This window comes from Paenibacillus sp. USDA918EY (assembly GCF_009870825.1).
Lineage (GTDB): Bacteria > Bacillota > Bacilli > Paenibacillales > Paenibacillaceae > Paenibacillus_AQ > Paenibacillus_AQ albilobatus.
Genome location: NZ_WTWY01000016.1, coordinates 77284 through 90402, shown reverse-complemented (window position 1 = coordinate 90402; position 13119 = coordinate 77284). Strand labels below are relative to the sequence as shown.

The 13119-nt window shown below is 54.9% G+C and carries 5 protein-coding genes; 4 read left to right on the top strand and 1 reads right to left on the bottom strand.

Annotation, left to right across the window (positions count from 1 at the left end; genetic code table 11):
• Nucleotides 1–131 precede the first annotated feature (131 nt).
• The 3 genes from GQY55_RS24555 to GQY55_RS24545 all read left to right on the top strand — a co-directional run bounded on the left by GQY55_RS24555 (nt 132) and on the right by GQY55_RS24545 (nt 5653).
• Nucleotides 132–785 carry a prolyl oligopeptidase family serine peptidase gene (locus tag GQY55_RS24555; RefSeq protein ID WP_160044554.1) on the top strand — a complete coding sequence of 218 codons (654 nt, stop codon included), beginning with the start codon at nt 132–134 and terminating at the stop codon, nt 783–785.
• Nucleotides 786–1055: 270 nt separating this feature from the next.
• Complete coding sequence (locus GQY55_RS24550; RefSeq protein ID WP_160044553.1) at nt 1056–2690, top strand: SWIM zinc finger family protein; 1635 nt, start codon at nt 1056–1058, stop codon at nt 2688–2690.
• Nucleotides 2687–5653 (top strand): DEAD/DEAH box helicase, encoded by a 2967-nt coding sequence (locus tag GQY55_RS24545; RefSeq protein WP_160044552.1) that lies wholly within the window; start codon nt 2687–2689, stop codon nt 5651–5653. The genes GQY55_RS24550 and GQY55_RS24545 overlap by 4 nt, the downstream gene beginning before the upstream one ends.
• Before the next feature lie 91 nt (nt 5654–5744).
• Here the strand turns inward: GQY55_RS24545 and GQY55_RS24540 are convergent, their stop codons facing one another.
• Nucleotides 5745–9881: a S8 family serine peptidase gene (locus GQY55_RS24540; RefSeq protein WP_236575839.1), complete on the bottom strand. Its 4137-nt coding sequence runs from the start codon at nt 9879–9881 to the stop codon at nt 5745–5747.
• A 465-nt stretch (nt 9882–10346) separates the two neighbouring features.
• Between GQY55_RS24540 and GQY55_RS24535 the strand changes: the two genes are divergently transcribed.
• The gene (locus tag GQY55_RS24535; protein ID WP_160044551.1) at nt 10347–12947 is read left to right on the top strand and encodes a fibronectin type III domain-containing protein; all 2601 of its coding nucleotides are present in this window, start codon (nt 10347–10349) and stop codon (nt 12945–12947) included.
• Nucleotides 12948–13119: the final 172 nt, after the last annotated feature.

The window sequence follows — 13119 nt, the reverse complement described above, 5'->3', positions numbered from 1 at the left end:
TGCCGTATTCGGCAAAAGGCTGATTTTCTAAGAAGGAGATCGGCGGCGATTGGCGTAATAGTGAAAGTAAAGATTGGGTTTTCCAAGACGGGGAGCCCGTCTGAATCATCGAACGAAGGTGGGGAACCCCAATGAGTCAACAAGCCTGTAAAATGGAAAAAGAAATCAAAAAGAGCGTGTCTTTGAATTATTTGCTGCACATACCGGAGGAGTACGATCCGAGCGCCGATAAAAAATGGCCGGTCATTCTGTTTCTCCATGGTTCCGGGGAGCGCGGCAGCGCCATCGAGCTGGTGAAAATCCACGGCATCCCTCTCATTGCGGACCGGGACCCGTCCTTCCCGTTTATCTGCATATCCCCTCAATGTCCGGAGGAGTCCGATTGGGCGAGAGAAAAGGATGCCGTCATCGCCGTATTGGATGAAGTGATGGCTGCCTATAACGCCGACGCTTCCCGCGTATATATAACGGGATTAAGCATGGGCGGTTACGGCACCTGGCTATTGGCTGCGGATCTTCCGGAACGTTTTGCGGCAGCGGCACCGATCTGCGGCGGCGGAAGCTGGATGGATGCGTTTCAGCTCACCCGCACGCCGATTTGGGCGTTCCATGGGGCAAAAGACGATGTTGTGCCGTTGTCGGAATCGGAAAAGATGGTCAAGGCGGTTCAGGATGCCGGCGGCAGCGCGAAGCTGACCGTTTATCCGGAAGCGAACCATGATTCCTGGACGGAGGCTTACCAAAATCCGGAGCTTTATGCATGGTTTTTGCAGCATTCGCTGTAGGATGGCAGATGCGCCGCTGACTTGCTTAAAGGTCGATTCTTAAGCAAGAGTTTGGAGATTCGCGAACAGCCTGTGAGGGAATGCGGCTTCGCGGCACCGGACAGGTGCGGTATTTTTCAATTCTGTTAGAGAACCCCGCCTTTAAAAGGCATGAAAGGGGTTCTTTTTTTGCGGGGGGAAGCATTGGCTGCGGTTTATGTTTCAAGCCAAAATCAGATATGATAGAGTAAATGCACATCTACTAAACTCCGCTAGGAGACGATTGTTCAAATGAAGACGAATCACACGATAACCGATATGGAATGGCAAAAGCTTATCGCAGATGTCGGCGAGCATTTTAGCGACGTCACGATAAAACGGGGCTTTCAATTTTATAAGCAGGGTTTCGTCCGAGAAGTCAAGGCAGACGGAGCAGGGGGATTGCAGGCCTTTGTCGGAGGGGCCGAACCTCAGGAGGTGTTCCTTGAAACGGGCGAAATCTCCGCAAGCCGCTGCGCTTGTCCGGAGGGAAGCGGGTGCAAGCATATCGTCGCGGTTCTGCTGGAATACGCGAGCATGCAGGGGCGTTCCGTTCATGCGATCGTCAATGCCCATGCCATGCTGAAATTCCGGACACCGCATCATGTTGCGCTTGAAGAGAACGAAGTCCCGGCGCAAACGGGAGAGTTTGATGCCGGATCCGCGCTTAGGGAAAAAGCGCTGCAAATTCCGAACGCGAGCATCGCCGAATGGCATGCGTTATTTAAAACCTGCGTCGCTCCGCTCGAATTCGGCAGTCCGAACGCCCAATACGCCCGCAAAGCGATCGCCGCCATCGAGGCGGTCAAACCCCGGCTTTCACCGGGAATGGAGCAGCTGTATGATCTTCACGCGCATTTGTTCATGCTTATCAAGCTGGTGAAGCCGGCGCATCCTCTGCTTCAAACGGGCACCTATTTAGGGTATCACGTCCAGGTCGCCGCGGATGACATGCTGAAAGCGATCAAGGAGATCCTCGACGGGGGCATCGGGCTGGCTGCCGAACCGGAGCTGTGGCCGCGGGTAACGAAAACGCTGACCTATTTGCGGAGACAGATGCTGACGGAATCCAAAAACTTCAATTATTTGTTCGAGGCATACGACCGGCTATGGCGCAGGTGGCTGCGCCCGAATCTCGAAGACGACCGGATGTTTAAGGAAGAGATCGAAAAGCTGAAAACGGCCGAAGAGGATTTGGGCGACGGTTTATCCCGTCTTTCCTGGATGCTGGCGCACAGCCGAACTTATTTTTTTATGGGCGAAGACCGGCAGGCATGGACGTGGCTGCGTGACGCAAGCAAGGGGTTTATTGTTCCGCCCGGCTTTTTGTTTTCGTTTGCGGAGGAGACCGCCGCTGCGGAAGAATGGCCGCGTTTGGTGGAATGGCTTGTTTTTATCGGGCCGCTCCTCAGCGGTCCTAGGAAAGACCAGGCGGACGTTTATATGGATCATTGGAGAATGGCCGTCCGGCATCACCCGGAATCGGAGGAGCGGATGTGGGAGGCGCTTTCCGGGATGCTCCCCTATTCTTTGGAGATGTACGAGGAAGCGCTGCTGGACTACGGAAAATGGCAGCAGTGGATGGATATGCAGCTGAGCGCCGGAACGGAGCCGCTTGCGCTCCGCGTCAGCGTTCTGCAGCCGCTTGAAAAGGAGTCGCCCGAACTGCTGCTTCCTTTTTACCATCAAGCGGTAGAGCGGCATCTTTTGCTCAAAAACAGGTCGGGCTACAAAGCGGCGGTGAAGCTGCTGAAGCGCTTGGCCAAATTGTACAAAAAAATGAAGCGGGAAGAGCGGTGGGAACAATTCCTGGAAACCTTCGTCAGCCGCAACGGCCGGCTGCGGGCATTGCAGGAGGAGCTTCGGAAAGGAAAGCTGATATCATGAGCTCTTATACGACGTATACGGAAACCATCACCGTCCATCTGCGGTTGACCGCTCACGGGGATGCGCTGGTCTTTGGAACGAATCAAACGCACCGGTACGTGCCCGGGCTTCAATTGAAGCAGCGATTGTTTGCATGGCACGAACCCTCTTTTTACGGCACGGAGCTGGAAATCCGGAAGGTGCAGGAGGCGGAGCTTGTCGTTTTGCCTGCCGAGGAGGTCCTCCCTTTTTTCGGGGATCTAAAGCTGCTGAAGCATGTCGCCTGGGAATGGGACGAGCAAGCGGAGGCGCTCATCCGGCTCGCTTCGCCGCTTTACAAAAGCGTGCGGGAACGGCGTTTTAATCCGAGCCTTGCCGCAGTTCAGGCAGGAAGGCTGCAGTGGACCTGGGATGACGCCTATTTGGGAATGCAAACCCGCCAAGAACTTGCCCATGCCGACGCGGAGTTTGCCGAGGGACTGAGGGCCGCATTTTCATCCGCCGTGTTCCAGCATCACTTTGGGACGGAAGAAGCTGCTGCCGATTTACGGCGGGAATATCCGATGCTGTTCGCGAAAAACGGCGCGATGGCCGGGCTTGACGAGGAAACATGGCTTGTTTCGATCGGCTGGAAGGCGGACACGGCCCCGTTCCGTCCGCTGCTCCAGCTGCTGGAGCCGGATGAGGACCATCCGGTGTGGCGGCTTCGGCTCGTGCTGCAGGATAAGCGGGATCCGTCCGTGCTTGTTCCGGTCCGCTTGGGCGTGGATGGCGATATAGCCGGCGAATGGCCGCAAGCTTGGTCGGGGCATGTTCGGGAGCGCGCCGCAGGCTGGGCGCAGCATTTGCGCGCCAGCCTCCCCGGCATGGCGCATGGCGGGCAGGACGATTTGTTTGCGGGACCGTTATCCGATGCGGCGGCGTGGCGGTTTTTGACCGTCGACAGCCGCCGCCTGCTGGAAACAGGCTGGCAGGTGCTGCTGCCTGCCTGGTGGGAAGCCGCCCGACGCAAGAAACCGAAGCTGCGCGCCAAAGTCCGTTCCGGCGAAGGGGAAGAGGCAGCTCAAGGCGGCAGCTCCATGTTTGGCCTGGGTTCGATCATTCAATTCGACTGGCGGGTCGCGATCGGCGAAACCCAGCTGACCGAAGGCGAGTTCCAGGAACTGGTCGCCCGCAACGAACGGCTCGTCCGGTTCAGGGGAGAATGGATCATGCTCGACCCCGCCCTGGTCAATCAGATCGGCCAAATGATGCAGGGAATCGACCGCAGGCAGGGCATGTCTTTGCAGGACGTGCTTCAGCTGCATCTTCAGAAGCGGGACGAAAAGCGTGGCGGACCGGAAGGGGAGTCGCCGGATTCGGAGGAGACGGAGGTTTCGTCCCGCGTCGAGCTTGAAGTCGAGCTGAACGACCATCTTGCTCAGCTGTTCGGTCAGCTCGGGCAGCAGTCCGGGTGGCCGAAGTTTCCGGTTCCCGCAGGGCTGAAGGCCGAGCTGCGTTCGTATCAATTCGAAGGGTTTTCGTGGCTCGCCTTTTTGCGGAGGTTCGGTTTGGGCGCTTGTCTTGCGGACGATATGGGACTCGGGAAAACGGTGCAGTTTATTACGTATCTGCTGCATTTGCAGGAAAACGCCGAGGATCCGCAGCACAAAATGCCGTCGCTGCTCATCTGCCCTACGTCGGTTCTGGGCAATTGGCAAAAGGAAATCGGACGGTTCGCCCCTTCCTTGCGGGTCATGCTGCATTACGGGAGCCGGCGTTTGGACGAGCGCGGCTTTTTGGAGGCTGTACGGCAGGCGGATGTCGTGTTGACCTCTTACGCAACGGCGACGCTGGATCAGGAGCTGCTGCAGGGAATGACGTGGGAGTCGCTCTGCCTCGACGAGGCCCAAAACATCAAAAACGCGCAAACCAAGCAGTCCACGGCCGTTCGCAGCTTTCCCGCGCGGCATCGGATCGCGCTCACGGGCACGCCGATCGAAAATCGCCTGTCCGAGTTATGGTCGCTGTACGATTTTATGAATCCGGGATATTTGGGCAGCCTGAAGGCTTTTAACACGCGATTCATCCAGCCGATCGAAAAGGAACGGGACGAGCAGCGGACCGGCCAACTACAGAAGCTGGTCAAGCCGTTTATGCTGCGGCGCAAAAAGAAGGATCCGGCGATCCAGCTTGCGCTGCCGGACAAAAACGAGATGAAAACTTACATTCACCTGACCGGCGAGCAGGGGGCCCTGTACGACCAAACCGTCAACGACCTGATGAACCGGGTGCAGAAGCTGGAGGGCATGGCAAGGAAAGGAGCGATTCTTTCCGCATTAACCCAGCTGAAGCGGGTTTGCGATCATCCGCTGCTGCTGACGGGAGAAGCCTGGGAGCCGGCCGAAGGAACCGGAGACTCCATCGATACGCAAATGCTGGTTCAGCGTTCGGCGAAACTCGAACGGCTGCTGGAAATGGTGAAGGAGCTCCGTGAAGAAGGGGAGCGCTGCCTGATTTTCACCCAATATATCGGGATGGGCGAGATGCTGCAGCGCGTTCTGGGCCAAGAGCTTCAGGAACCGGTGCTTTACCTGCACGGAGGCACGTCCAAGACGGCCCGCGACCGGATGATCGAGCAATTCCAATCCCGTACGCTATCTCCCGAGGAGCAGCCGAATGTGTTCGTGTTGTCCATCAAGGCAGGGGGCGTCGGGCTGAACCTGACCGCGGCGAATCACGTTTTTCACTTCGACCGCTGGTGGAATCCCGCCGTGGAAAATCAGGCGACGGACCGCGCCTATCGGATGGGGCAAACGAAAGACGTGCAGGTGCACAAGTTTATCTCCATCGGCACGCTCGAGGAACGTATCGATGAAATGCTTGAAAGCAAACAGCAGCTTAGCGACAACGTGATTTCCAGCACGGAAGGCTGGATTACCGAGCTGTCGACCGAAGCGCTCAAGGAGCTGTTCACGCTGCGCAGCGATTGGAGCGGCGATTGACAGAAAAAAACACCCCCATAGTCAGGGCCAGGCAGTTTTGCGACTGCCCGGGCCTTCGACGTGGGGGTGTTGTTATGATGAGACGTATTTCTTAATCGATCAGATTGGTCTTAATCAGCAGCTGATGCAGTGCGGCGGCAACGGTTTCGCGCGTCGTGGCGGCCGTCGGATTGAAGTTGCCGGCTTCGCCGCTTACGATTCCCGCCGCGGTGAGCGACTTCACGGCATCCTTGGCGTAAGGAGCAACTTTTGCATCGTCGCCGTACGCGTTAAAGGATGGATTCGATGCTTTCGCTTCCACGCCGGTCAGCTTCAAGGCTCTGTCCAAAATGACGGCCATTTCTTGGCGGGTAACGTTGGCGCCTGGAGCGAATTTGTTATTGCCGATACCTTGGATCAATCCTGCTTGATAAGCTGCAGCAACATCGCTTGCATACCAGTCGGATGTTAATACGTCCGAGAAGCCGGAGGCGGCATTGGACCGAAGACCGAGCGAACGTACGAGCAGGGCCGTAAACTCGGCGCGGGTCAGATTGCCCTTCGGAGCGAAAACGCCCTCGGATTTTCCGTCGATGATCCACTTATTGGCGAGTGCCGTAATATCGGATGCCACTGGCGAAGCGGCGATATCGTTGAATTTCACCGTACGGCTTACCGCCGCGTAGGTCGAGAAGCCGGGACGGCTGACGGTGACGATCGTTGAACCGTCTTTTTGGGCTTTGAATACGGATGCCACCGGCGTAATCTTGCCGCCTTCTTCGAACAATACGCCGGCGGTATTCGGTTCGATATTGCCCGGAACGGTAAACGATCTTTTGATAAACGTTTTATCGGATACCTCAACCGCTGCGCGAACGGTTCCTGCTACCCAGAAAGCTTCGAATGAAACAGGAGAGCCGAGAACTTTGGCGCCCGGGAATACGGCTTCAAACTTGGATTTTTGATCATCCCCCGGCTTGATGGCGAGATCGAAACCGGACCCTGCAGGAGCTTTGCCCAATACGGATACAGGGATCGAAACGGCTGATCCGGATGCGCTCACGATAACGGTGCTGCCGGACGGAAGAGCGCCCAATTGCTTCACTTGGTCGGCAGTCAACGTAATCGTCGCGGCGTTGGTTCCGGATACGTTAATGATGATCGCGGAAGCGCCGTTTGCCGCCGAAGCGATGGCCGATTTCAGATCGCTGTCGGTTACCGTGGCCGTCGTTACGCCGTTTTCCGATTTGGTTTTAGGAGTGACGCTGACTTGCTTTTGACCTTGTTCAACGACGGCATTCACCGAACCGCTGACGGTCGGCTGAGATGTCGAAGGTGAAGAAGGTGCAGATGGCGAACTTGACGATCCGCCGCCGGATCCGCCGCCATTATTGTTCTCAACGGAGCTATCCACGCGGAAAGACGTGACGCCGGAATAAATGATGCTCGAACCGTTAGGTCTTTTGGCGACTTCGCCGGTAGCCGTCAATTTTGCTGCGACGACATTGATTTTATAGATTCCGTCTTTCAGGTACGACGTGACGGGTTCATTGTTTTTGTCGAGCACGGGAACGCCGTTAGCGTCGTACGGATGGTAGGCGTTCGTAATATTTTTCAATGCGTAGGTTTGCGGTTTGAAATACGCATTGGCGTCATCGGTGGATTGGATATCCAGGAACCCGATGGTTTCGTCATCCAGATTGACGATGTCGATTTCATAATAGTTCGTGTCCGCAGCGGTCAAACGGAAAGACAAATCCGTTGAAGCTTGCGACGGACGGTTCGGATAAATGATCGAGTTCGTCACATTCAGCTCTTGAACGCCGAAAGTATTCGCCGGCTGCTCGGAGCCTACATAAACCACAAACGGCAAATGCAGCTCGGGTTGCCCCGGACTGGAAAGTACGATCCGTCCTTCATAAGAATGGTTTGGTGCCGCAGACGAACCGACGTTCAAGGTGAGCTGGAACGGTGTGGTGCTGTTGGCGGCAGCAGTTACCTCGTTGCGGTCAAGGGTAGCCGTGATGCCGGCATTCGGATCATCCAACTCAACGGAAGCAGTAAATGTCAATGCCTGACCGCCCGTGTTTTTCAGCTGCAGGCTTTTTACCTGATCCGGCGAACCCGGAGCGACGACGCCAAAGCTTGCCGAAGAGTTGTAGTTGATGACGTTTTTCGGATTATAGTTTTTGTCGAGAATCGTGATCGGCTCTACCGCTTGAAGCAGGGCGTTCGTATGAATCGCGTTGATGACGTTCACCCGTCCCGCGCCTTGCTGATAAACGTCATAATCAGGCAGGATATCGGCGGTGTTCGCCAATGCGGCGCGAATATCGAACGGATTCCAGGATGGATGTGCTTCCTTGATTAACAGGGCCAAACCTGCTACATGCGGCGTCGCCATGCTTGTGCCGCTGATACGGTTATAGGCTTTGTCGTAGGAAACATCCGGTTTTCCTTTGCCGTAAGCCGGCCAGGTGGACAGGATATTCACTCCGGGTGCCATAATATCCGGCTTGATGCTCAACTTGTTGTCCGCGTTCGGCCCCCAAGAGGTGAAATCGGCTAATTCGTCGCCCGGAATGGCTTTGACAGGAAAGTCCGGATTGAATTCAAATTGAAGCTTGAAGCCCGGATTTTCCAGCAGAGCTCTCGCCAAGGCACGGCCTTCGGAGCCTTTCATATCAAACGCCGGGATAAAGTCAAAGCTGTCGCCGACGGATACGTCGGCAAAGCCGTTCCGTCCCGGTATGCTTTCACTTAAGTCGGCGGCAGTTCCTTTGTTAATGCCGTTAAATATAACGATGGCTTTTGCGCCGTGTTTTTTGGCGTTCGTGATTTTATCGACGAAGGCGAGATTCCCTCTTGAAGCGAGGACGACTTTGTTCGTGACATCGAGTCCGACATAATCGTTTTCATCGCCGAGACCAACGTAGACGACGTCCTGGGCGCCTTGGCCAATAATATCGGCGAAGTTTTCATGAGCGGTTTCCCAGCCCATCATCTGAAGATCGCCGTAGGTTGAATAGGTGACGCTGGTAACGCTTGTTACGGAATCGGCAAGGCTTGGCTTCACTTTTCCTTCGTAATGCTTGCTTTCGCTCGTGACGGCGCCAACGGCGATGCCAAGCTGCGAAGTGGCGGGCGAGCCCATCGTGAAGTAGCCCGGGCCTGCGTTGCCGTTGGCGATGACGGCAACGACGCCGGACAGAACGGCATTGTTGATGGCGATGGCATCCGGCGAGTTGACGTCTTTCTCGGAATCGGAGCCGAGCGACAGGTTGATGACGTCCATGCCGTCTTTTACGGCGCGTTCAATGCCGTCGATGACCTGAGCCGAACTGCCTGAAGATTTGCTTGGGTCGTCTATGTTTCGTCCGAGCACCTTATAGGCGTACAGCTCGGCGCCGTATGCGACCCCTTTTTGGGCGACGTCGCTTGTTTGGTTCGCGTATTGCCCGATAATGGTTCCGGCCACGTGCGTTCCGTGATAGGTTCCCGCATAACCGGTATGGTACTGAACGTCCTCGTCGACGGTAAGCGGAACCTCTTCGTAAGGGTCGTCATCCTGATAGAAGGAGTCGTAGCCGCCTTTGTACACCGGCGCGATATCGGGGTGGGTATAGTCCACGCCGGTATCGATCACGCCGATCTTCAGCCCTTTGCCGGTATAACCTTCCGCCCACGCTTCCGTGGCGCCGATTTGTTTCAATGGGTTGATGTCGTAGCGGACGTCGCTATTGGCCGACGATTCTTCAATCGGAATCGGATACCAGATGCTGTTTTCCTGGATGGATTTTACGCCGGGGATTTTCGCCAGTTCGGGAATTTCGTTGGCCGGCACGCTGACTTCAAATCCGTTCAGGACCGTGTCGTATTGGTAATTGATTTTCATGTCGATCCCTTGATCGGAAACCTCGTCCAGGAACTGGTCCTGCTGGCTTTGAACGGCCGCTTCCGAAGCCGATTTTGCGAGAGAACTGATGCCTTGTCTGGTCGCGTATTTGCCGACGGCGGCCGGTTGTCCGCTAAGCTGCACGATGACCCGGACTTTTTTGGAAGACTGGGTATTGATTTGCGGCGATATGTAGGCCGGTTGCGACGATTCAAGGACGGATTGCAGGTCTTGATTCGAAATCTTGAAGCTTGAAGAGGATGAGGCAAGAGAGACTCCGGGAACGGCGCCAACGGTCATTCCGAGAGCCAGGGTGATGATGGGAAGCTTTCGGGAAAATAAGCCTTTCTTCAAACAAATCCCTCCATGGATAGATAAAATCAAGCATGCTATTCTCTCGCTATTTAAGGGGGATGGCTGTCCAAATCTCTTAAATGATCCTCCTTTCCATGTTTTTTAAATAACCCCCCCAAAATAGTCGGAAAAATATTAAGAAGATTCTACCACCGGTTTAATAGAATATCTATACAAAATTTAGATATTTTTTCCTATGATTTTACATTGGTATGATCCTGCGTTGACAAAAGATTCATATACTGGCGTTAGCCGAAGGGATGCCGGGGGAATCGAAGGCATTATGGAATTTGTTTTTTGACGCCCTGAAACCCGCATTTCAGGAGCATTTCATTTTTGGAGTTCTGTTTGCCTTCTCCCGCCCGTATATTTATCAGGGAATGGCCGGCCGGCTGTCTTCCGCATGATGATGCACAAAAGTTAAAGCGTTTTAATTTTAGTGGTGGATATGGAAAGGGGATGTGCATGGGTACGTTATCTCGGAAAAGTTATCAAAAGTTTTGGTGCCTGCTTCTTGCGGCGGTTTTGCTGGTTTTGCCCGTTCAGGGAACATCGCATGCCGACAGCAAAGCGGGGACGGTTCCGCTGGCGGAGTGGGTATTTGCGAATTCCGGGACCGGAGGCGTGTTTCCGGCAACGGGCGGCGTGAATCAGTCGTCTTCAAGCTTCCGCAACGTCGGCGGTTATTTCGAGGATTACGACAGCGGTCAGCATTCGATCAGCTATCAGGGATGGGATAACGGCAGCGGAAAAAAATATTGGCTTGCCAGCCTCTCGACCAAAGGCTACGAACAAATCGCGCTGTCTTCGCAGCAAACGTCGACGGGTACGGGACCGCGCGACTTTAAGGTGCAGATCAGCAGCGACAACCAGAACTGGACGGACGTACCGGGCGTTTCGCTGAAGATGTCGCTGTCCAGCTTTAACTGCCCGAACGATGCCTGCAAGCTGTCGGAAGCGGCCTTGCCGGCAAACGCGGATAATCAGGATACGCTGTATATCCGCTGGATCGTCAGTTCGAACACGAACACAAAGGGCGGCCAGGGCATCGGCAGCACGGGCTCCAGCCTGATCAAGGACATTCGGGTAACGGGTCAGCCGATCGGAAACGAACCGGGAGAGACGCCGACGACGGTTCTGTCCCAATCGCCGAAACCGGGCGAAAGCGGCGTGCTTCCTTCGGCCCCGGTCACGGTAACGTTTAACAAACCCATCTCGCTGAATGCAAGCAGCGGTGCGAGCATCGTGGACAAAAACAATCATCCGCTCGGGTCCGTAACCGTCGAAGTCGTAAACGGCGGGACGCTGAATATCAAACATCCGGCCTTTGCCAACGGGCAAACCTACACGGTCAAAGTGCCGAAGGAATTGGTCAAGGGCAGGGATGACCAGATTCCGCTGTCCCAGGATACATCCTGGAGTTTTACGGTTCAAAGTACGCAAGGCACGCCTTCCGTGCCGAAGCTGATCAATATGACCTTAAACGGGGATACGAAAACAACCCGGTCCTTTGCTTGGTACACCGACGCGGCTTCCCCCTCCGTCGTTCAGGTGGTGGAAGCTTCGAAGGCCGCGGGAGGCGGTTTTCCGGAGCAGGAAGCCTTGACGTTCCAAGGGACAACCGAGGAGATCCAAACGTACGTCACCAAATCGGACCGTACATCGAACAAGAAAAAGAAATTTTACAGCCATAAAGCAACGGCGAGCGGATTATCGCCGGGGACGGCGTACAAATACCGCGTCGGCAGCGGGGCCGCGGACAGCTGGAGCGCGGTGGGCGGCTTCACGACGGACGCGGCGGGCGCTCAGCCGTTCCATTTCATCGCCGGTTCCGACTCGCAGGCTTCCAGCAAAACGGACTTTGAACCTTGGGCGGATACGTTCAAAAAAGCCGTTCAAACGATCGGAGATCCTAAATTCCTCATCAATGCGGGGGACCTGGTCGATAACGGCGACCTCGAAGAGCAGTGGCAGTGGATGCTGGGGGTTGCGCAGGACCAGCTGCTGAATGTGCCGATCGTCCCGGTGCTTGGCGGCCATGAAGTGCAGGATTATGACGGCGACGAGACGACGCCGAACTCGAACTTTTACCATCATTTCAACCTGCCGAAGCAGGTCGTCGCCAATACGCATGACGGTTCGGTGTACTCCTTTGAGTACGGCGATGCGCTGTTCCTTGTCTTCAACTCGCAATATGCCGGGGAGCTTGCCAAGGGCGGCAAAGACATAAAGCAGCAGGACCCGCAGTTTGCCGACCAGGTCGAATGGATGAAATACATCGTCGCGAAAAGCAACGCCAAATGGAAGTTCGTCGCCTTCCACAAAGGTCCTTACTCAGCGGGCGACAACGCCGGGGAGTGGGAGGACGACCGGGTCCAGTTTTATAAAAAGGTGCTTGTGCCCGCCTTTGACGAAATGGGCATCGACATGGTGTTTGAAGCGCATGACCATATGTACATGAGATCGTACCAAATGCTCGATGACAAGGTGGTCCCGACCAGCCAAATAACGTACGATGCGGAGGGCAATGCCGTCAACCCGAAAGGAACGGTGTATCTGATGTCCAATGCGCTGGGGGATAAGTTCTATACGAAATATCCGGGGTATAACGATTATTTTGCGGCGATCGACGCCCAGCCGAACAAGAAGATGTTCACCGACGTTTCGGTTTCCGGCGACGTCTTGAAAATCAAAGCTTACACAGCTGCCAAAAAAGACGAAAAATCGGGCGACAACGGCGTTAAGCTGTACGATCAGTACGGCATCAAACGTACGGATACGAAGCCGGCTAAAGTCGAAAACGCGGCGGTGCAAAATAGCGGCGGCAAAGCCGTCATCTCGTGGAAAGCGCCGTCTTCAAGCGGCGAGCCCGTGCGAGGCTTCCGCATTTACGAGAAAAACGGCAAAATCAAGCCGTATTGGAATGCGTACGTGAAAGCCGAAGCGGGCAAAAACGAATACAGCTTTACGGCAGGAACCATCAAAGCATCGGAAAAATACCAGTTCGTGATCCGCGCGGTCGGCAGCCGCATCAATTCCGATCCGGTCGAAGTTCAGCTGAACTAGGGGAAGAGCAAGACATCAAGAAAAGCGATACGGATTAATAAAAAGATTAATAAAAAGATTAGTAGAAGGATTAATAAAAAGATTAATAAAAAGATTAGTAGAAGGATTAATAAAAAGATTAGTAAAAAGTCCAGGGCCTGCGCCCTGGGCTTTTTTGCAAGCGTATAATCCC

What these genes read in the sequence shown, in the direction of transcription:
- GQY55_RS24545 (WP_160044552.1), top strand. Translation starts at nt 2,687, where the DNA reads ATGAGCTCTTATACGACGTATACGGAAACCATCACCGTCCATCTGCGG.
- GQY55_RS24550 (WP_160044553.1), top strand. Translation starts at nt 1,056, where the DNA reads ATGAAGACGAATCACACGATAACCGATATGGAATGGCAAAAGCTTATC.
- GQY55_RS24535 (WP_160044551.1), top strand. Translation starts at nt 10,347, where the DNA reads ATGGGTACGTTATCTCGGAAAAGTTATCAAAAGTTTTGGTGCCTGCTT.
- GQY55_RS24555 (WP_160044554.1), top strand. Translation starts at nt 132, where the DNA reads ATGAGTCAACAAGCCTGTAAAATGGAAAAAGAAATCAAAAAGAGCGTG.